The 19443-nt window shown below is 71.6% G+C and carries 14 protein-coding genes; 9 read left to right on the top strand and 5 right to left on the bottom strand.

Annotated features, from left to right (window positions below; all coding sequences use genetic code 11):
• Positions 1-56: 56 nt before the first annotated feature.
• The 3 genes from KALB_RS32095 to KALB_RS32085 all read left to right on the top strand — a co-directional run bounded on the left by KALB_RS32095 (position 57) and on the right by KALB_RS32085 (position 2645).
• Complete coding sequence (locus KALB_RS32095) at positions 57-644, top strand: CGNR zinc finger domain-containing protein (protein ID WP_025359776.1); 588 nt, start codon at positions 57-59, stop codon at positions 642-644.
• Between the two features lie 108 nt (positions 645-752).
• A complete protein-coding gene (locus KALB_RS32090) occupies positions 753-1868 on the top strand; it encodes an NADH:flavin oxidoreductase (RefSeq protein ID WP_025359775.1) in 1116 nt (371 codons plus the stop codon).
• A gap of 174 nt (positions 1869-2042) precedes the next feature.
• A complete protein-coding gene (locus KALB_RS32085) occupies positions 2043-2645 on the top strand; it encodes a dihydrofolate reductase family protein (RefSeq protein WP_025359774.1) in 603 nt (200 codons plus the stop codon).
• Between the two features lie 126 nt (positions 2646-2771).
• Here the strand turns inward: KALB_RS32085 and KALB_RS32080 are convergent, their stop codons facing one another.
• The 4 genes from KALB_RS32080 to KALB_RS32065 all read right to left on the bottom strand — a co-directional run bounded on the left by KALB_RS32080 (position 2772) and on the right by KALB_RS32065 (position 13202).
• Positions 2772-3392, bottom strand: coding sequence for an FG-GAP repeat domain-containing protein (locus KALB_RS32080; RefSeq protein WP_148309743.1), 621 nt, complete (start codon positions 3390-3392; stop codon positions 2772-2774).
• Positions 3393-3435: 43 nt separating this feature from the next.
• Positions 3436-7731, bottom strand: a complete 4296-nt coding sequence (locus KALB_RS32075; RefSeq protein WP_025359772.1) for a P-loop NTPase family protein — start codon at positions 7729-7731, stop codon at positions 3436-3438.
• A gap of 307 nt (positions 7732-8038) precedes the next feature.
• Positions 8039-11224: a CHAT domain-containing protein gene (locus tag KALB_RS44465; protein WP_052360504.1), complete on the bottom strand. Its 3186-nt coding sequence runs from the start codon at positions 11222-11224 to the stop codon at positions 8039-8041.
• A 43-nt stretch (positions 11225-11267) separates the two neighbouring features.
• Positions 11268-13202 carry a UvrD-helicase domain-containing protein gene (locus tag KALB_RS32065; protein WP_025359770.1) on the bottom strand — a complete coding sequence of 645 codons (1935 nt, stop codon included), beginning with the start codon at positions 13200-13202 and terminating at the stop codon, positions 11268-11270.
• Positions 13203-13291: 89 nt separating this feature from the next.
• Here KALB_RS32065 and KALB_RS32060 point away from each other — a divergent pair, with 89 nt between their 5' ends.
• Genes KALB_RS32060 through KALB_RS32050 form a run of 3 tightly spaced genes read left to right on the top strand, consistent with a single transcriptional unit; the run spans position 13292 to position 16241 of the window.
• Positions 13292-14014 (top strand): GntR family transcriptional regulator, encoded by a 723-nt coding sequence (locus KALB_RS32060; protein WP_025359769.1) that lies wholly within the window; start codon positions 13292-13294, stop codon positions 14012-14014.
• Between the two features lie 56 nt (positions 14015-14070).
• Positions 14071-15516 (top strand): NCS1 family nucleobase:cation symporter-1, encoded by a 1446-nt coding sequence (locus tag KALB_RS32055; RefSeq protein ID WP_025359768.1) that lies wholly within the window; start codon positions 14071-14073, stop codon positions 15514-15516.
• Positions 15517-15518: 2 nt separating this feature from the next.
• Complete coding sequence (locus KALB_RS32050) at positions 15519-16241, top strand: aspartate/glutamate racemase family protein (RefSeq protein ID WP_025359767.1); 723 nt, start codon at positions 15519-15521, stop codon at positions 16239-16241.
• 5 nt (positions 16242-16246) lie between these two features.
• On the opposite strand, the gene KALB_RS32045 is transcribed toward KALB_RS32050, so the two are convergent.
• Entirely contained in the window at positions 16247-16696 is a 450-nt protein-coding gene (locus KALB_RS32045) for a carboxymuconolactone decarboxylase family protein (RefSeq protein WP_025359766.1), read from the bottom strand.
• A 46-nt stretch (positions 16697-16742) separates the two neighbouring features.
• On the opposite strand from KALB_RS32045, the gene pdxR reads away from it, so the two are divergent.
• The 3 genes from pdxR to KALB_RS32030 are packed head-to-tail and all read left to right on the top strand — an operon-like array spanning position 16743 to position 19408.
• The gene (gene pdxR / locus KALB_RS32040; RefSeq protein WP_025359765.1) at positions 16743-18119 is read left to right on the top strand and encodes a MocR-like pyridoxine biosynthesis transcription factor PdxR; all 1377 of its coding nucleotides are present in this window, start codon (positions 16743-16745) and stop codon (positions 18117-18119) included.
• A 12-nt stretch (positions 18120-18131) separates the two neighbouring features.
• Positions 18132-18965, top strand: coding sequence for an ADP-ribosylglycohydrolase family protein (locus tag KALB_RS32035; protein ID WP_025359764.1), 834 nt, complete (start codon positions 18132-18134; stop codon positions 18963-18965).
• Positions 18962-19408, top strand: coding sequence for a hypothetical protein (locus KALB_RS32030; RefSeq protein ID WP_025359763.1), 447 nt, complete (start codon positions 18962-18964; stop codon positions 19406-19408). Before KALB_RS32035 ends, KALB_RS32030 begins: the two co-directional genes overlap by 4 nt.
• Positions 19409-19443 lie beyond the last annotated feature (35 nt).

The following is a 19443-nucleotide window of genomic DNA, read 5'->3' as shown; positions in this document are numbered from 1 at the left end:
GGCCTGACAGACCCCAGGTGTTTACAGTTGTGTCAGGTCACAGGGAGGTGAGTGCGGTGAGCTGGCCAGCGAGCGATCGGTACGGCATGGAGCCCGCGCCCGGCTGCCTCGGCTACGTGCACGACCTGCTCAACACCCTGTCCGCGGGACGGCCCCGCCAGCCCGACCTGCTCGCCGACCTGGCCCGCGCGCGGGACTGGGCGGACCGGGCGCTGGCGACCTGGTCGGCGGTCACCGGCCACCCGGCGCGGCAGGTGGTGCTGGACCAGGACGACGTCGACCAGCTGCGCGGTTTCCGCGACGACTTGCACGAACGGGTCACCGCGGGCGGCACCCTGGACTGCGCCACCGTGGTGCACACGGCCTCGGCCTCGCTGTGCATGGGAGAGGACGGCAGGGTCCGGCTCGCCCCGCGCGGCACCGGCTGGCGGTACCTGGCCTCGCTGGCGCTGGTCACGGCGCTGGAGGCGCAGTGCGCCGAGGTCTGGTGCCGGCTGAAGACCTGCCGCAACCCCCGGTGCGCGATCGCGTTCTACGACCGGTCCCGCAACAACAGCGGGGTCTGGCACGACGTCCGGGTCTGCGGCAATGCCGCCAACCTGCGCGCCTACCGCGCCCGGCAGCGCGGGGACCTGCCCGCCTGAGACCTGCGCGGTGTGTTCCGGGCCACAGTGGGGCGTGCCGGGAAGAAAGAGGCTAACAACGCACGTTTGTGTCGTTAGTTGAGGTGATCCACTGCTGTGGGAGGAATGATGGTTTCGGTGGAACAGGCCAGCCGCGTCAGCCGGGTGCTGGACCGGCCGTTCACCGTCGGCGATCTGACGGTGCGCAACCGGATCGTGATGGCCCCGATGACCCGGACCCAGTCCCCGAACGGTGTGCCTGGCCCGGACGTGGCCGAGTACTACGCGCGCAGGGCCGCCAACGAGGTCGGGCTGATCGTCACCGAGGGCACCTACGTCAACCGCGTCGCCGCCAGTGCCTACGAGAACGTGCCGCACTTCTACGGGGAGCAGTCCCTGGCCGGGTGGGCGCACGTGGTCGAGCGGGTGCACCAGGCGGGTGGGCGGATCATCCCGCAGCTGTGGCACACCGGTGCGGCGCGCACCGCCGAGGAGCCGCCCGCCGAGGGGCCCTCCGGGCTCGCGCTGGACGGCACGCCGCTGGGCAAGGCCATGACCCAGCAGGACATCGACGAGGTGGTCGCCGCCTTCGCGGAGGCCGCTGCCGCCGCCGAGCGCCTGGGCTTCGACGGGGCCGAACTGCACGGGGCGCACGGCTACCTGATCGACAACTTCCTGTGGAGCGGCACCAACCGGCGCACCGACTCCTACGGCGGCGACCACGCCTCGCGGGCGCGGTTCGCCACCGAGATCGTGCAGGCCATCCGCGCCGCGGTCAGCCCGGGCTTCCCGATCTTCTTCCGGCTGTCCCAGTGGAAGGCGTACAACTACCAGGCCAGGATCGCCGAGAACCCCGCCGAGCTGGAGCAGCTGCTGGCCCCGCTGGCTGAGGCCGGGGTGGACGCCTTCCACGCCTCCACCCGCCGCTACTGGGTGCCCGAGTTCGAGGGCAGCGAGCTCAACCTGGCGGGCTGGGTCAAGAAGCTGTCCGGCAAGCCCACCGTGACGGTCGGCTCGGTCGGTCTGGACACGGAGTTCACGCCCGCCACGGGCGAGGGCAACCAGCCCGGGGCCGGGGTCACCGGCATCGACCAGCTGCTGGACCGCCTGGAGCGCGACGAGTTCGACCTGGTCGCCGTGGGGCGGGCGCTGCTGTCCAACCCCGACTGGGCGAGCAAGGCGCTGCGGGGCAAGCTGGCGGAGACGGTGCCCTACGACGTCTCCGTGCTCAAGAGCCTGAACTGAGGTTCGGGTTCACGCGGCCGGGCGCGGGTTCGCGTCGGGGGCGAACCCGTCCCGGTCCCGGCCGGGCACGCTGATCAGCCCGATCGCCAATTCCGGCGCGCCCCGATGAGTTCTGGCCGTGGCCGCGGTCTGATCTGATGACCGACCGATCGCCGACCTTGGCAGGGGAACACCATGAGGAAGATCAGCGCTGGCCTGTTCATCTCGCTCGACGGAGTTGTGGAGAACCCGCAGGACTGGCACTTCCCGTACTTCAACGAGGAGATGGGCGCGGCCGTGCTCGCGGACATGGCCAGCGCGGACACCCTGCTGCTCGGCCGCAGGACCTACGACAGCTTCGCCGGGGCGTGGCCGGAGCGGGAGGCCGCGGGCGGTGAGGACGCGGGCATGGCCAAGGGGCTCGGCGACACCCGCAAGATCGTGGTGTCCAACCAGGAGCTGGAGTTCACCTGGCGCAACTCCGAGCAGCTCAGGGGGGACCTCGTCGAGGCCGTCACCGCGTTGAAGGACGAGCCCGGTGCCGACATCGCGATGAGCGGCTCGGTGTCGCTGGTCCGCCAGCTGCTGGCGGCGGGGCTGCTGGACGAACTGCACCTGCTGGTGCACCCGATCGCCGTGCGCCAGGGCATGCGGCTGTTCGACGAGGGCGAGGCCATCCCACTGCGGCTGATCTCCTCGCAGACCTTCACCACCGGCGTGCTGAGCCTGCGCTACGGGCCTGCCGAGACCACCGTGACCGGCACGTACGAGGACGCCAAGGTCCACTTGGATCAGTAGGGCGAGCCCGCCGGTACTGCGGGTGGCGCCAACCCGCAGGACAACGAGCTGGTCGCCACGACCACCGTGCGCCCCAAGGCCTAGTGCGGTGCGGCGGACCCGGAGTGCCGGGTCCGCCGCGTCCGGTCAGGCGCAGGTCCGCGCGTCGGTCCGGAACCCCGCTTCGCCGCGCACACCGACCACGTGCCTCCGTGAGGTCTCGGTGGCCACGCCGTCCCGCACCGAGTAGGTGACGCGGTCGCCCTCGTAGACCTCGTTCTGCCAGTCCGTGAGCTCAGCTGACACCGTCACCAGTTGGCGCGTGCCGCCCGCGGGCTCACAGCCGTAACCGGAGATCGCGCTGAAACCGCCGCCCTCCCACAGCTTGAACCGGTCCGCGCCGCCCGAGGTCACCGGTCGCAGCCCGCCGTACAGGCCCCACACGCTGAAGCCGTCGGTGTTGGCGCCCACCGATTCCGTCACGACGACCTCCTGCTTGCCGTCCCCGTTGAGGTCCACCACCCGCAACGGCTCCAGGCCGAACAGGGAGTCGAACGGCACGCGGGCGGTGAGCTGGATCCCCCGCACCGTGGCGGTCAGCAGTTGCTCGTGCGCGTTGTCCGCCACCGGCGTGAGCGTGACCTCGTCGGCCACCCCGTCTCCGTCGAGGTCCGCGTGCACGAGGATCGGTGCGGTTCCCGCGTTCGCGGGCACGGCGAACGCGAGCGCCGCCGAGACAGCGGCCAGCACAGGCACAATTGCCCTCATGATGTGATTCCCCCTGAATCCACGATTCCCGACAACCCTTGTGTCACAGGGAAAGACGCGAGTCGTCCCGACGTGTTGCCAAGGTGTGGCGCGGGTCACAATCGCTCAGGGTGTCGAGTTCTGCGGTGATCGTGGCGAGCGCTTGTGGCGCCAGCTCAAGCAGTTGCGGAAGGGTTGAGGTCCACTCGGTGAGCGCGAGCGCCCGTGCCACGGCGCGGTTCCGGCGGTGCGTGTCGTGTTCCGGCGCTACCGCCAGCAGGGTCTTCGCCTGGCATTTAGGGTCCTCAATGGACAGTGCGATGTTCTCGGCGCGGTCGAGGTCACCGAGAGCCGCAGCGGCCTCCGCCACGCGTGCGAGTGCCTCCGGTTGCCAGTAGGTGTGGGTTATGTCCCGGGATGTGGCCTCGGCGCGATCGAGGAGGTCGGCGAGACGACGGTGGTCGACCACGGCTGTTGCTGCCCCGACGACCGCGGTCAGCACGAATACCTGTCCTTCCGGCGTGGTCTTGGACAGCGCGATCCGCTCGGCGCGATCGAGGTCGCCGATAGCCGCTGCCGCCTCCGCCAGTTGCGACAACGCCAGCCCCCGATCATTACTGGCGCCCATCGACTGGATGATGATCTCCGCCTGGTCGAGCTCGCCCGCGGCTGACGCGGCCTTGGCCAGCGAACACAGCGTTTCTCCGCGTTGATCATGGCCGGTGGACGAGGAATTCTGCGGTCCGGGGTTTCTGATCAAGTGTGCGATCTCCGTGGCGCGGTCGAACTCACCTGCCGCTGCCGCCGCATCCGCTGCCGATCGCAGCGCCCACCCCTGCACTTCTAAGTCCTCAATGGACAGTGCTATGTTCGCGGCGTGGTCGATGCCACCGTTTGCCGCAACGGCCTGTGCCACCGCTTTCAGTGCCCAGCTCCGAATTCGGGGACTGGTGAGCGAACGGGCGATGGCCTCTGCTCGCTCGACCTCACCCAGGGCCGCCGCGCCCTTCGCTGTCGATGCCAGCGCTGATCCCCGCAGGTCGCAGTCCTTGAAGAACGGATCCTCCTGGTCTGGGTTGGTAATCGACTGCGCGATGTTCTCGGCGCGGTCGATGTCGCCGATGGCCGCCGCAGCCTCCGCGAGAGATTCCAACGTCCAGCCTTGCAGCTCGATTTCCTTGCTGGATCGCACCATCTTCTCGGTGTGGTCGATCATCCTCCGCACTCGGTCCACTTCGCCCGAGGCTGCCTCGGCCGTTGACGCCACGGCATGTGCCTGCAACTGAGGATCGGTGATGAGACGTGTCACGGACTCGGCGCGATCGAAATCGCCCACGGCCAGCGCCGCTTCCACCAGTGTCTTCAGCGAGTTCCCTTGTTCGTTCTCACGAGGGACTGACTGGGCCGCGGTCACGGCGTGCGCGAAAACCATCTCGAAGCAGCCGAGATCGCCAGCAGCAGCTGTGGTTCTGACCAGCGAGTTCAGTGCTTTGCTGCGGATCTCGGCCCTGTCGATCATCTCGGCGAGTCCGAGGGCACGATCGAGGTCACCGGCCGCCGCTGCGGCCTCGGCCAGTGACATCAGGGTGTACCCCTGCCGGTGCGGATCGGTGATGGACAGCGCGATGGCCTCGCCCTCGTCGAGGTTGCCAGTGGCACCGGCCGCCTTGGCCACCGCCGCGAGCACGCCGAGGTGCCAGCCGGGGACGAAGGTCGGCCGGGCCGCAGCTTCGAGCCGGGCCACGAGGGCGGATGTCCGGGCCAGATCGCCACGTGCCGCCGCTGCCCTGGCCATGCGCGCCAACGTCTTGAGTTGCAGTCCGGGGTAGCCCAGGGACTCGGCGAGGGCCTCGCTGCGGTCGAAGTCCCCGGCCGCGGCGGCTTCGTCGGCGACGTGCATCAGCGAGGTCAGTTGTATCTCGGGCTGCGACATGCAAGCCGGCATGGTGCAGGCGATCTTCTCGGCCAGATCCAGGTCTCCGGCTGTCGTGGCGGCCCTGACAACGGAGTGCAGCGCCCACAGTCGACCGATGAGACGGGGGATGGCGTGGGCGGTGGTTGCCGCCCGCGCCAGGTCTCCGGTGGCGGCGAGTGCGCACACGATCGAGGCCTGGGCTTGTTCGTGCTGCTCCGGTTCAGTGATGGTGCCAGCGATGGTCTCCACTTCGGCGAGGTACTCGTCGGCGCGCTCACCATCGGCGGCGGCCACTGCCTCGGCCAGCAATGCCAGCGCGTGTGCCCGGTCGACCGGATCAGGGAAGGAACGGGCAAGGGATTCGGCTTGTTCGAGATCTCCGGCCACGGCCAGTGCGCGCACGACCGAGTACATGGCTCGGTCTTGCTCTGCGGCCTCGGTGATGGAACGGGCGGCAGCTTCGGCCTCGGCGACGAGTTCGCTGGCCCGTAAGAGGTCTCCGGTCGCGGCGACCCGTTCGGCCAGTGTCGTCAGTGCGCTGGCCCGCCGCTTGGTGTCGCCGATGGATCGAGCCTTGGCCTCGGCCCGGTCCAGGTCCCCGATGGCCGCTGCCGCGTCGATGACCGCGTCGAGCGCACGCCGGTGGTCGTAGCCTTCCGCGATCGAGTGGGTGACGATCTCGGCCTTGTCGATGATCTCGACAGCGCGGGTGCGGTCGGTGTCGGCCACGACCTTCGCCACCGAGGCCAGCGCGAGGACCAGGTCGCCCCGGTCGGTGATCGAGGACGCGATGGCCTCCGCCCGGTTGACCTGCCCCAGGATCGCCCAGACCGCGGGCAACTCCACGGGGACCTTGCAGTTGCGGTCGGCGAGGCGGTCGCGGTGCATGACGAGGCGGGTCAGCGCGAGCAGGTCGGGCCGCGCGGCGCGGAGGAGCACCTCCTGGGTGGTCGTGATCTCGGTCAGGGCGGCGGCGTCACCACCGGACAGGTCGAGCATGCGCCCCTGCCGTGCGGGGTCGATGGCGCACGAGATCATCCGGTCCACCTCGCCGGTCGCGTGCAGCAGGCCGAAGTAGCCGCGCAGGAGGTATTCCGGCGTGTCGGCGGGCCACTCGCCCGCTCGGTAGCGATCGGCCCAGGAGTGCAACCGCTCGCGGTACCGCTCCAGGCGTGACTGCCCCAGCATCTCCAGCGCGGTGACCTGGAGTTCCTCGTGGCCCAGCACGTAGGTGTCGGGGCCGTCCTCGGGCCGGTAGTGGCTGCCGCGCCGGGAGAAGCTGCGCCCGATCACCGTCTTGAGCCGGTCGTCCACCTCCCACCGGGAGAGCCCGGTCAGCTCGGCCAGGTCGGCGGCCGACAGCCCACCACCGGCAGCGGCCACGAGCCCGAGCAGGTCCTGGTCGGCAGCGGTGCCGTGCAGCAGCCTCTTGAGTTCGCGCTCCATCTCCTCGCGGACCGCCTGCGCCTGCGGCGAGGGCGCCAGCACCTGGACCACGGACTGCTCGCGCAACGGGTGGTGCGCGGGGACGTCGGCGGGGACCGGCGGACGAGGACGACCGGCGAGCATGATCCGCATACCTGCCGGAGGCGTGGAAGGCAGCAGCGCCGCGATGCTGTGCGCGTCCGGCCCCTCGTGCACGCCGCGGTCCTCGTCCACCCCGTCGAGGACCAGCACCAGCCGCTCGCCACGGCGCCGACACGCCTCCGCGGCCTCGGCGAGCAGGCCCAGCAGGTGCGTTTCGCGGGTCGCCTCGCTCACCAGCGGCGGCATTCGCCTGCCCAGCAAGGTGAGCAGCTGTTGCACCAGGTTCTCGATGAACGCCGTGCGGTCGTTCTGGCTTGCCCACCGCGCGGTGACGAAGAAGGACACCACCCGCACCCCGACGGGCGGGTGCAGCACGAACCAGGCCATCAACGCGGACTTGCCCGACCACGCCTCCGCCCGCCACCAGCGGTAGGCCGAAGGCACCTCCGGCGCGGTGCAGAACTCCGCCATCTCGGCGATTTCGGCGTCGCGGCCGATCAGCTGTCGCGGCGTGAACCGCTCCACCTGCAACAGGTACAGCAGGCGAACCGGGACCCCGGCGACGAGGTTCACCTCGGCGGCGTACCCGCGCGCGCCGCCTGTCCGCCCGGCTCGCTCCTGCTCCAGGCCGGAGACCAGTTCTCCGTGCCTGCGCAACCACCACGCCACCTCGCCGCGCGCCGCGACCTCCGCCGGCACCCGGCCGTGGTCGTCGCGGACCGACTCGGCAACGCACGCCGTCACGAGGGCACGCACGACATCCCACGAGGGCGCACGCTTGAACCGCCCGTTGAGCAGGTCGCAGAGGGAACTCCTGGCCACCTTGCTGTGCTTGGCCAGCCTGGCGTAGGCGGGCTTGCCCGCCGCCACGTGCAGCCGCCGCAGCTCGTCGGCGAACGACGCCTGCAACCGCCCCACTCAGCCCCCCCGCCGTCCGGACTCGTCCGGATCCAGTCTGCACGACCTGGCCCGCACCGACGTCGATGCCCCACCGCGTCCGGGGTCATCCGGGGACCGGTCCACCCGGACGGGGCAACCCCCAGAGTGATCACCGGCAGGCCAGCCGTCAGCACACATCCCTTCCCTCACAGGAGAAGTCATGACCCGATCACGCGACCACAAGCCCCGTCCCGTGCTGCGCGCCCTCGTGTCGGGCGCTGCCGCCGGACTTGTCCGCGCCCTGATCACGCTGGCCCGGGACCACCTCGGCTGGTGAGGCCTTCGCTCAGCCCGCGCCCAGGCACACGTAGGGGCGGCGCAACGGGTCCACCGAGGTCACCGCGGCCAGCGCCACGGCGGGGCTGGTGCCACGCGCCAGCAACTGGTGGTACTCGGCGCAGGTGGTGGCCGCCGCGTTCAGGCCGACCCGGCTCACGGCGGCGCTGACGGTGCGCGCGCCGATCACGAGCAGGGCACCCGCGAAGCCGTGCCCCTCATCGGCCACGGTCAACTCGGCGGCCCCGAGCACGACGTGTCCGGGTGGGCGGCTGAGCCGGGTGAGTTCGTGGGCACGCAGTTCGCCGTCGGCCAGTTCCATGTGGGAGAACAGGGCGTTGCCGGGTTCGTGCATGCCGTGCGTGGCCAGGTGCGCGAGTCCGGCCCCGTCCAGTGCGCCGAGGACCCCGCGAACGGTGGCGCGCTCACCGCGCAGCAGCACGGCACCGGGGTGCGGGCGGCACAGCTCGGCGGCGTCGAGTTCGGCGGGCGTGCCGGGGCCGGTGACCAGCACGGTGGGACCGGCGACCCGACGGCGGGAGGCCGACAGCCACGCGGTGGCCGAGGGCGCCACCGACACGGGTCTGCCCACCAGCGAGGGCAGTGCGCCCCAGGCGAGGGTGTGCAGCGCGTTCGCGGGTACCAGCACCAGTTCCCGGTCGCCGGTCAACCCCGCGAGCGGGTGCAGCAGCAGCTCGTCCAGCAGGGCCGCCCGGCGCCGCGCGGAGGTCGCGACGACATCCACCAGCACGCGTGGCAGGCGGTCGGGGGCCAGCGCGTCCAGGTCGGCGTGCAGCTCACCGGCCCAGTGCAGCACCGGCTCGCTCTCGCCCAGCGGGACGAGTTCGGCGCGGCCGTCCACGACCACCACGGCGAAGATCGATCCGGCCGAGCTGGTGAAGCTGACCAGCGCGCGTTCCCCCAGCGCCGCACCCAATTCGGCCAGGCTCGCGCTCTCGCGCGGCTCGGACTGGCCGGGCCGGTAGCGGTAGGCCTGCGCCCTGGTGCGCTCCAGCCAGTCCACCAGCTCCGCCCCGCTCGCACCGGGATCGCGCAGCACCACGGAGACGGCCAGGCTGCCCAGCTCACGCCCGTGCGAGGCGGCCCCGCACACCAGTTCCGGACTGCCGAGCCCCCTGCGGAAGCGGTCCAGTTCCGCCAGCCCCGCCGACACCTCCCGGTACGCCGACGCGCGATCTCCGCGCAGCACCGCGAGTTCCGCGCGGCAGGTGCGCAGCAGCAGCAACTGGTCGATCGAGGTGGTCTGCTCGGGCGGCGGCACCTCGTCCAGCAGCTGTCGCACCACCTGTGGCAGCGCCTTGCGCACGTACAGCCGGGCGGCGAGCAGCTTGGCCACCGCGGCCTCGCCACACCGCCCGCGCTGCTCGAACTCCGCTGCCAGCGCGGTGATCCGCCCGATCAGCGAGCTCGGGGCCTGCCGGTGCGCGACGCTGATCGCCACCAGCGCCCGCACCAGGGTCAGCCGCGCGGTGCACGCCCAGTGCTCGTCGCCGAGCCGCTCGAACAGCCGGACCGCCACCGCGGCGCGGCGCCGCGCCGAGACCAGGTCCCCGTGCCGCAGCGCCGCCATCGCCTGGTAGGTCTCGGCCTTGGCGATCTCCTCGTCCATGCCCAGCTCGCGCAGCAGCGGGATCGCCCTGCGCAGGTGCTGCGCCGCCTCCTCGTACATGCCCAGGTCCAGCAGGGCCTCGGCCTGGTCCAGCCGGATCCCGTTGCAGTAGCCGGGGGCCAGCAGTTCGAACCTGGCGATCGCGGTGTCGAAGTGCCGCAACGCCTCGGGCAGGTCGCCGTCCTGCCGCGCGGCGATGCCCAGCGTGTGCAGCGTGACCATGCAGTCGTGCAGCACCTGGGACAGCCGCTGCCGCTGGCCGGGCCAGCTGTGCCGCTGCGCGTGGTCGTGCAGCACCAGCATGTTCGGGATCTCCGCCTCCAGCCAGGCGAGGTGCCCCGGCTCGCCCGCGGTGTCCGCCACGGCCTTGAGCGCCCGCACCGCCGTGTCGTGGTAGTGGTCGAACAGCCGGTTCACCGCCCCGACCCGTTCCGCCTCGGTGCCCTGCTCGGCGGCCAGCCCGACCGCGTAGGCGTGCAACAGGTCGTGCATGCGGAACCGGCCCGGCGACACGTCCTCCACCAGGTGGGCCCGGCGCAGCGTGGTGAGCAGGCGCCTGGCCTCGGCCAGGTCGGTGCCCGCCAGCGCGGCCGTCGCCGACACGTCGGGCTCGCGCACCGGGCTGATCCCGAGCAGCCGGAACACCCTGGCCGCCGGCTCGGGCAGGTGCAGGTAGGACCAGGAGAAGACCGTGCGCACCGCGGTCCGCTCGTCCCCGCCCGCGTCCAGCTCGGCCAGCCGGTGCTGCTCGTCGGCCAGTTCGCGGACCAGTTCCGCCAGCGGGGTCGTCGGCCGGGACACGGCCAGTTCGGCGGTCACCCGCAGCGCCAGCGGCAACTGGGCGCTGTGCCTGGCCAGTTCGGCGGCCCGCCCCGGTTCCTCGGCGACGCGCGGCCCGATCAGCGCGTGCAGCAGGTCCACCGACTCGGTGACGCTGAGGCGGTCCAGGTCCACCCGCCGCGCGCCGTCGCGGGCGACCAGCCCCGCGAGGCTGTCCCGGCTGGTCACCAGCACGAAGCTGGCGGCCGAACCCGGCAGCAGGGGGCGCACCTGCTCGGCGCTGCTCGCGTTGTCCAGCACCACCAGCACCCGGCGGCCCGCCAGCAGGGTTCGGTACTGGGCGGTGCGCTCGTGCCGCTCCGAGGGGATCGCCGAGCCGTCCACCCGCAGGCTGCGCAGGAAGCCCGCGAGCGCGTCGTCCGGGGACATCGGCCGATCCGAGTCGTAGCCGCGCAGGTCCACGTACAGGTCGCCGTCCGGGAACCGGTCCCGCACCCGGTGCGCCCAGCGCACGGCCAGCGCCGTCTTGCCCACGCCCGCGGTGCCCGCCACGGCGGAGATCACCGCGGCGGTCGAGTCCGGCGCCGAGTCCAGCAGTGCGTCCAGTTCGGTCAGCTCGGCCTCCCGCCCGGTGAAGCCCGGTACGTCGGGTGGCAGCTCGCGGGGCGTGCGAAAGGGCGCGCTGACGGGCTGTTCGTGCACGTTGATGTGCACCCCGTCGATGTGATGCGCCTGCACCACTTCGCGGGCTGTGCCCTCGAAGTGGTTGTCGGGCTGGTCCGTCACCCGGCCTCCCGGACACCTCTGCCTGGACCAGCCACAGTATCGCTCACGCGGATTCCGCGGTGCCCCACCACAGGTAGTCCCGCGCACGGGTGGCCGCGACCAGGTGCTGGCGGCCGCGCAGCTCGCGCGCCTCCTCGTCCACGGCCTCGTGCCGGGCGAACTGCACCACCAGCACCGCCTGGAAGTCCAGGCCCTTGGCCCGGTGCACCGTGCCGATCTTGAGCTTGCCGTCCTCCTGGCCGGTGTAGTCCTCCAGCCACAGCACCGGGACGCCCGCCGCGCGCAGGGCATCGCGGCATGCCTCCAGTTCACGCCGGTGCAGGGCGATCACCGCCGTGCGGCCGACCGGCACCGGCAGCCCGCGCACCACCTCGACCAGCGCGGCGGGCAGGTCGGCGACCGGGCCGCGCCAGGACTCGGTCCGGCCACCGGAGTTGGCCGACTCCGCCTCCTGCAGTGCGATGCCCACCGCCCCGTCCAGGTCGTCCACCTGGTTGGTGGCGTCGAAGCGCCGCGCGAACTCGAGCACCTCGGCCCGGTTGCGGTAGTTCACCCGCAGCACCTCGCCCCGGCCCTGGATCGGGATGCCCGCGTCGGACAGCCGCCAGCCACCCGGGTACACCTGCTGCTGTCCGTCGCCGACCAGCAGCAGCCGGTCCGGCCCGTCGCCCGCGATGGTCCGCAGCAACCTGAGCCCCTGCAAGGAGATGTCCTGCACCTCGTCGGCGACCACCGCCGCGTAGGGCCGCTCCAGGCCCTTGCCGCCCAGTTCCTGCGCCGCCAAGGTGATCAGGTCGTTGTGGTCGTGCAACCCCTTGTCCTGCAACAGTTTCTCGTAGTCCTGGTACAGCGCCCACACGAGCCGTTTCTGGTTCGCGTCCAGCCGCAGGCTGCGACCGCGCCGGGACAGCCTCAGGTAGTCCGCCAGGCTCTCCACGCCGCGGCCCTTGATCACCCGGTCGACCTCGTCGCGCCAGTACTCGGGGCGCGGCTCCAGCGCACCCAGCACCTCCCGGTGGCCGCGCCACGCCAGGTTGAACTGGGTGCGTATCTGTCCTGAGTGGACGTTGACGTGGATTCCGCGCTGTGCCAGGAACCCGCGCACCCAGGCGTGCAGGTTGGTGAACTCCACGCGGTCGGCCAACTCCGGGGCGAGCCGCTCGAAGGAGCGCTGGTGCACCAGCGGCAGGGTCCGCACGAACGTGGTGAACAGCAGCGGATCGGTGGACCGCCTGGCCAGGTGCCGCAACCGGTGCAGCGCCACCACCGTCTTGCCGGTGCCCGCCGGGCCGCTGATCCGCGCCGGGCCGTTGTACCTGCGGGTGACCACCGCCTGCTGGTGCGGGTGCAGGAAGGTCAGCCAGCTGTCGAACGGCCGTTGCTGTGCCGCCGCGACCTGGTCCTCGGTCAGCTCCCGCACGTCCAGCAACCCCGTCGGCTCCGGCTCGCGCCCAGGCGCCCGCACGCTGAGCCGCCGGTACCCCGCCAGGCGTCCCGCCGCCGCCTCGCTGATCGACTCCACCTGCCGCCGGTCCAGGTGCAGGGCGTCCCGCCGGAACAGCCTCGGCAGCTCCGTCAGCGCCAGCGACAGGTACATGCCGTTCGTCGACCTGCCCCCGTTCGGCCCCACGACCACCAGGTGGATGCCGCTGCCCGCCAGGGTCCGGAGCCCGTAACCGATCCCGCTGAGACGGTGCTGTGCGTGCCGCATCAGGGCCCGTGCCGCGTCCAGATCCGGCAGCCGCTCGTCCACGACCACCGCGAACACCCCGCCCGGCCCGATCAGGAACACGTCGGCCCCGGCCTCGCGCGCCCCGCCGAACCCCTCGCGCACGAACAGCCGCCACCCCGCCGCCGTGTGCGCCAGCAGCGCCGCCAGCACCTGCCTGGGCAGTGCGCCCAACCCGGGGAACTCACCCCCGACCAGCTCAGTGGCCCGCTGCTGCACCTGCCTGCGTGCGTGTGCGCTCAGGTTCACGTGCCCTCCCCGGCTCGCCACCCCAAACCTCCAACCTATTGCCGACCGGTGCTGCCGGGTACCGCCCGGCGGGTGCCATAGTGGAGGTCATGCCCGCACCCCGACGCCGATCCGCGCTGGTCGCGAGGCTGGCGCGCGAGCACGGCAGCTCGCAGGCGGCGATCCTGGACGAGCTGCGCCGCTGCCTGCTCGACGGCGGGGTGCCGCCGGGCTCGGCGATCCCGCTGGACGAGGTGGCGGTGGTGTTCGGGGTCAGCCGCATCCCGGTGCGCGAGGCGCTCAAGACCCTGATCGGTGAGGGCCTGGTGGAGCACCGGCCCAACCTGGGCTACACGGTGGCGAAGCTGTCCGCCGCGGAGTTGCGGGAGTTGTACCTGGTCCGAGGGGTGCTGGAGGCCGCGGCGCTGGCGGCGGCGGTGCCGTTGGCGGGTGCCGCGGAGGACGAGGCGGTGCGGGCGGCCCACCGGGCACTGGAATCGGCGGTGCGGGCCAACGACGTGCGCGGGTACCACCGGGAGAGCCGGGGGTTCCACCTGGCGCTGGTCCGCCCGTGCGGCATGCACCGGCTGCTGGGCATGCACGAGTCGGCGTGGAACGTCACCGAGCCGTTGCAGCCGATGGCGCACGTCAGCGAGCCGGATCGCCTTGTGCTGCACCGTGATCACGACGCACTGCTGACGGCGTTCCTGGCCAGGGACACGGGGGCGCTGCTGGCGGCGTCCCAGGAGCATCAGGAGCGCCTACTGTCCTCTTTGGACGCTGTGCCCCGGGACACCGGGCTGCTCGCCGGGGAAGATATACGGTTCACGTGATGGGCACGTAACACACCGCTCCTATCTTTGCCTGCAACCCGGATGCAGGAGCGGTGATGACCGAGACCGTGCGCCCCACCCCGATCGTCCCCAAACGTGCCCGCGACCCCCGCCTCACCAACAGTGACCTCGCCCCGCTGCGCGAGCAGACCTGGGGCACGTACGACATCTTCGCCTTCTGGATGTCCGACGTGCACAGCGTCGGCGGCTACGTCACGGCGGGCAGTCTGTTCCTGCTCGGCCTGGACCCCGTGCAGGTGCTGATCTCGCTGCTGGTGGGCATCGCCGTGGTCTACCTGTTCTGCGACCTGGTCGCCAGACCCAGCCAGGCCGCGGGGGTACCCTACCCGGTGATCTGCCGCAGCGCGTTCGGCGTGTTCGGCGCGAACATCCCAGCGGTGATCCGCGGGCTGATCGCCGTTGCCTGGTACGGGATCCAGACCTACCTGGCCTCCGCCGCGCTGGACGTGGTGCTGCTCAAGCTGTTCCCGGCGCTGACCCCGCTGGCCGACGTGTCGCAGCACGGTTTTCTCGGTTTGTCCTTGTTGGGCTGGTTCTCCTTCGTGCTGCTGTGGCTGGTGCAGGCGGCGGTGTTCTGGACCGGCATGGAGACCATCCGCCGGTTCATCGACTTCTGCGGACCAGCCGTGTACGTGGTGATGTTCCTGCTCGCCGGGTTCCTCGTCGCCCGCGCGGGCTGGGGCGCGATCGACCTGAACCTGGGCCAGGTCCGCTACACCGGCTGGCAGGCCGTGCCGGTGATGCTCGGCGCGGTCGCGCTGGTGGTCTCCTACTTCTCCGGGCCGATGCTGAACTTCGGGGACATCTCCCGCTACGGCAGGTCCATGACGGCGGTGCGGCGGGGCAACCTGCTGGGCCTGCCGGTGAACTTCCTGCTGTTCTCCCTGCTGGTGGTGGTCACGGCCGCGCTGACCGTGCCGGTGTTCGGCGAGCTGATCACCGACCCGGTGGCCACGGTGGCCAGGATCGACAGCACCACGGCGATCCTGCTCGGCGCGCTGACCTTCGCGGTGGCCACCGTGGGCATCAACATCGTGGCCAACTTCATCTCACCGGCCTTCGACTTCTCCCACGTCAACCCGCAGCGGATCAGCTGGCGCGCGGGCGGCATGATCGCCGCGGTCGGCTCGGTGCTGATCACCCCGTGGAACCTCTACAACAGCCCGGAGGTCATCCACTACACGCTGGAGACCCTCGGCGCCTTCATCGGACCGCTGTTCGGGGTGCTGATCGCCGACTACTACCTGGTGCGCCGCCGTCAGGTCGTGGTCGAGGACCTGTTCACCCTGTCCCCGGACGGCCTTTACTGGTACCGCAAGGGGTTCAACCAGCGTGCGATCGCCGCGACGGTGTTGGGCGCGGCGATCGCGGTCGTGCCGGTGCTGGTGCCCGGCATGACCGAACTGGCCCAGTACAGCTGGTTCATCGGCATGGGCGTGGGGCTCGTCGCACACACCGCGCTGTCCTGGCGGAGGCGCTGACCGTGCGCATCACTGTGATCAATCCCAACACCAGTCAGCACATGACCGACCTCATTGGACAGTCGGCGCGCGGGGTCGCGTTGCCCGGCACGGTGATCGACGCGGTCTGCCCGGACATGGGCCCCGCCTCGATCGAGAGCCACTACGACGAGGCGTTGAGCGTGCCCGGTCTGCTGGCGCGGATCGAGTCGGCGGAACGCGCCGGGGCCGAGGGCCACGTGATCGCCTGCTTCGGCGACCCGGGCCTGGACGCGGCGCGGGAACTGGCCACCGGCCCGGTGGTCGGCATCGCCGAGGCCGCTATGCGGGTCGCGACCAGCCTGGGGCGCTCATTCAGCGTGGTCACCACGCTGCGGCGGACCTGTGGCCGCGCCTGGGACCTGGCCGAGCGCTACGGGGTGCGCGGGTTCTGCGCGGGCGTGCACGCCTGCGAGGTACCGGTGCTCGACGTGGACGGCTGCCCCGAGCTGATCGCCGCGACGTGCCGGTCAGTGCTGGAGCGGGACGGCTCGGACGTGCTGGTGCTGGGCTGCGCGGGTATGACCTCGTTGTGCGCCAAGCTCTCCGCCGAACTCGGTGTGCCGGTGGTGGACGGGGTGCGGTCGGCGACCCTGCTCGTGCAGTCCCTGGTGCTGATGGGCCTGCGCACCGGCAAGCACGGCGAGTTCGCCGCACCGCCGCCGAAGCCGTACGCGGGGCCGCTGCACGGGTTCGGCCGTGGCTGACCCCGTCACCGCTCGTCGGTGCCCGGGACCTTGGCGGTGCTGATGGCGATCCGGTTCCAGGTGTTGATCGCGAAGATCAGCGCCAGCAGCTGGCCCAGCTCGCGCTCCTCGAACTGCTCGGCGGCGCCCGCGTAGACCTCGTCGGGCACACCGCCGGTGGCCACCAGCGTGACGGCCTCGGTCAGCGCGAGCGCGGCCCGCTCCCGGTCGGTGAAGAAGTGCGCGGCCTCGCGCCACACCGCGACCATGTGCAGGCGCTCCTCGCTCTCCCCGGCCTTGCGGGCGTCGGTGGTGTGCATGTGCAGGCAGTACGCGCAGCCGTTGAGCTGCGAGGAGCGGATCTGCACCAGTTCGACCAGGGTGGGGTCCAGGTCCTCGCGGGCCGCGGCGTCGAAGCCGATCAGGGCGCGGAACGCCTTCGGGGCGGACTTGGCGAAGTTGAGACGAGGTGTCATGAGCTGAACCTACGAGCCCAAGTGACCGGCTGTATGGTGCATTTCTGTGACGGATTCATGGGTCAATTTCGGCACCGACCTGCACCTGGAACTGGCCTCCGCCGGTGGCCGCAGGGCCGCGCTGACCCACGCCCTGCGCGAGGCCGTGCGCTCCAGGCGGCTCGCGGCGGGCACCCGGTTGCCGCCCTACCGCTGGCTGGCCGCCGACCTGGGCATCGCGCGCAACACCGTGGCCGAGGCGTACGCCGAACTGGTCGCCGAGGGCTGGCTCACCGCGCGGCAGGGCTCCGGCACGCGGGTGGGCGAGCACGCGGGTGCCACCGAACGGGTCCGTCCACATCGGACGGAGCGCGCGCGGCCCACGCACGACCTTCGCCAGGGCCAACCCGATGCCGCGTCCTTCCCACGCGCGGCCTGGCTCGCCTCCGCCCGGCGTGCGCTCAACGCGGCGCCCAACGAGGCCTTCGGCCCCGGCGACCCGCGTGGCCGCGTCGAACTGCGCCTCGCGCTGGCGGAGTACCTCGCCCGCGCCCGTGGGGTGCGCACCGATCCGGAGCGGATCGTCATCTGCTCGGGCTTCGCACACGCCCTACGCCTGTTGTTCGGCGGCGTGCTCCGCGGCCCGCTGGCTGTCGAGTCCTACGGCCTGGGCTTCCACCGCTCGCTGCTGTCGGCAGCCTCGGTGCGAACCGTGCCGCTGCCACTGGACGAGCACGGCGCCCGCGTGGCAGAGCTGGGCGGGGCGCGGGCCGTGCTGTTGACCCCGGCCCACCAGTTCCCGACCGGCGGCCCGCTGCACCGCGAGCGCCGCACCCAGGTCCTGGACTGGGCCCGCGCGCGGGACGGGCTGGTCCTGGAGGACGACTACGACGGCGAGTTCCGCTACGACCGCCAGCCCGTCGGCGCCGTGCAGGGCCTGGACCCCGGCCGGGTGCTCTACCTCGGCTCGGCCAGCAAGAGCCTGTCGCCCGCGCTGCGACTTGGCTGGATGGTGCTGCCCCACCACCTCGTCGACCAGGTGCTGGCCGTCAAGGGGGAGCGTGAGGGCTGGGCCAGTGGGCTCGACCAGCTCACCCTCGCCGACTTCCTCGCCAGCGGCTCGTACGACCGGCATGTACGCCGTATGCGGGTGCACTACCGGCGCCGCAGGGACCGCCTCGTCGCCGCGTTGTCCGAGCGCGCGCCCAGCGTGCGGGTGACCGGCATCGCCGCCGGGCTGCACGCGGTGCTGCGACTGCCGCCGGGCACTGAGCCGTCCGTGCTGAAGGCGGCCACTTGGCGGGGAATCGCCGTGGACGGCCTGGACTCCTTCCGCCACCCCGAGGCCGAATCCCTGGGTGACGGCCTGGTCGTCGGCTACTCCACCCCACCCGATCACGCCTACGGCCCCGCAATCGACGCGCTCTGCGAGGTGCTGCCGTGAGAGGATCCGACCGTGCTGGTCGAACTCGCCATCGGCGACGCGTACGGGGCCGGGTTCGAGTACGCGCCAACGGAATTCCTCCTCGCCAACAACACCGCGCGCGGCTACGTGCAGCACCCCACCCACCTGGGCGTGCGGCCCGGTGCGTACACCGACGACACGCAGATGACCATCGCCGTGGCCGAACTACTGGTGTTCGGCGAACCCTGGACCGCGCAGCGGCTGGCCGAGAACTTCGTGCGGGCCTTCCACCGCGACCCGCGCGAGGGCTACGCGAGCGGCTTCCACCGGCTGCTGGGCGAGGTGTCCGACGGGGCCGAGCTGCTGCGGCGGATCAGGCCCGACAGTGACAAGAGCGGTGCCGCCATGCGGTCCGGGCCGATCGGGTTGCTGCCCGAGCTCGCCGAGGTGCTGCGCCACGCCGAGGTGCAGGCCCGCGTCACCCACGACACCCCGGCCGGGGTCGCCTCCGCGCAGGCCGCGGCGCTGGCCGTGCATTACTGCCACTTCGACCTGGGCCCCGTGGCGGAGATCGGCGCGTGGATCACCCGCCACGTGCCGGGGGACTGGTCCGTTCCCTGGCGGGGCAAGGTCGGTTCCAAGGGCGCCATGAGCGTGCGTGCCGCCCTCACCGCGCTCGCCGCCAACACCGGCCTGACCGAGCTGTTGCGGGCTTGCGTGGCGTTCACCGGTGACGTCGACACGGTCGCCACCATCGCGCTGGCTGCCGCGTCCCGCTCCGCGCAGTACGCCCACGACCTGCCCAGTGAGCTGGTGCACGGCTTGGAGGACGGCGACTACGGGCGGAACTACCTGGCCCAACTCGACAAGCAGCTGCTGCCGTGATCCAGTTCGAGGGCCAGGAAATCGTGCACCTGGCCAAGGGCACGTACCGCTGGGTCGACATCAAGCGCTTCCGCTGCGACGGCGCACCCCGTGACCTGCTCGCCGAGTTGATCGCGCATCCCCAGTACCGCGACCACTACGCCGGGCCGCCAGCTGACGAGCAGGGCGAGCACTCGCTGCACGGTCCGTACCGGCTCGAGGCCATCACCGTTGACTCGTTCGAGCCCACGACCCCCGTCGAGGCGTGTCGTGTCCTCAGGGCGTGGACCGATGATCCGGCGCTGGACCGCGTGTACCCGATGCTGGACAACGGCACGGTGCACGCCTTGCGGGCCACCGTTCACCACGAGTGGGGCTGGGTCGTCGGTGGTCTCGGCGGCTTTCACGAGTTCGTCGTCATCGCCCCGCCGGGGCTGACCCTGATCGTCGCCTCGGACGACTGACCCGCCACCCGTGCCCCGCCGGTACCTTGGTGGTT

The sequence above is a fragment of the Kutzneria viridogrisea DSM 43870 genome (assembly GCF_000525635.1).
Classification (GTDB): Bacteria; Actinomycetota; Actinomycetes; order Mycobacteriales; family Pseudonocardiaceae; genus Kutzneria; species Kutzneria viridogrisea.
Note: the sequence above shows the minus strand (reverse complement) of the source record. Positions and strands in the feature narration are given on the sequence as shown.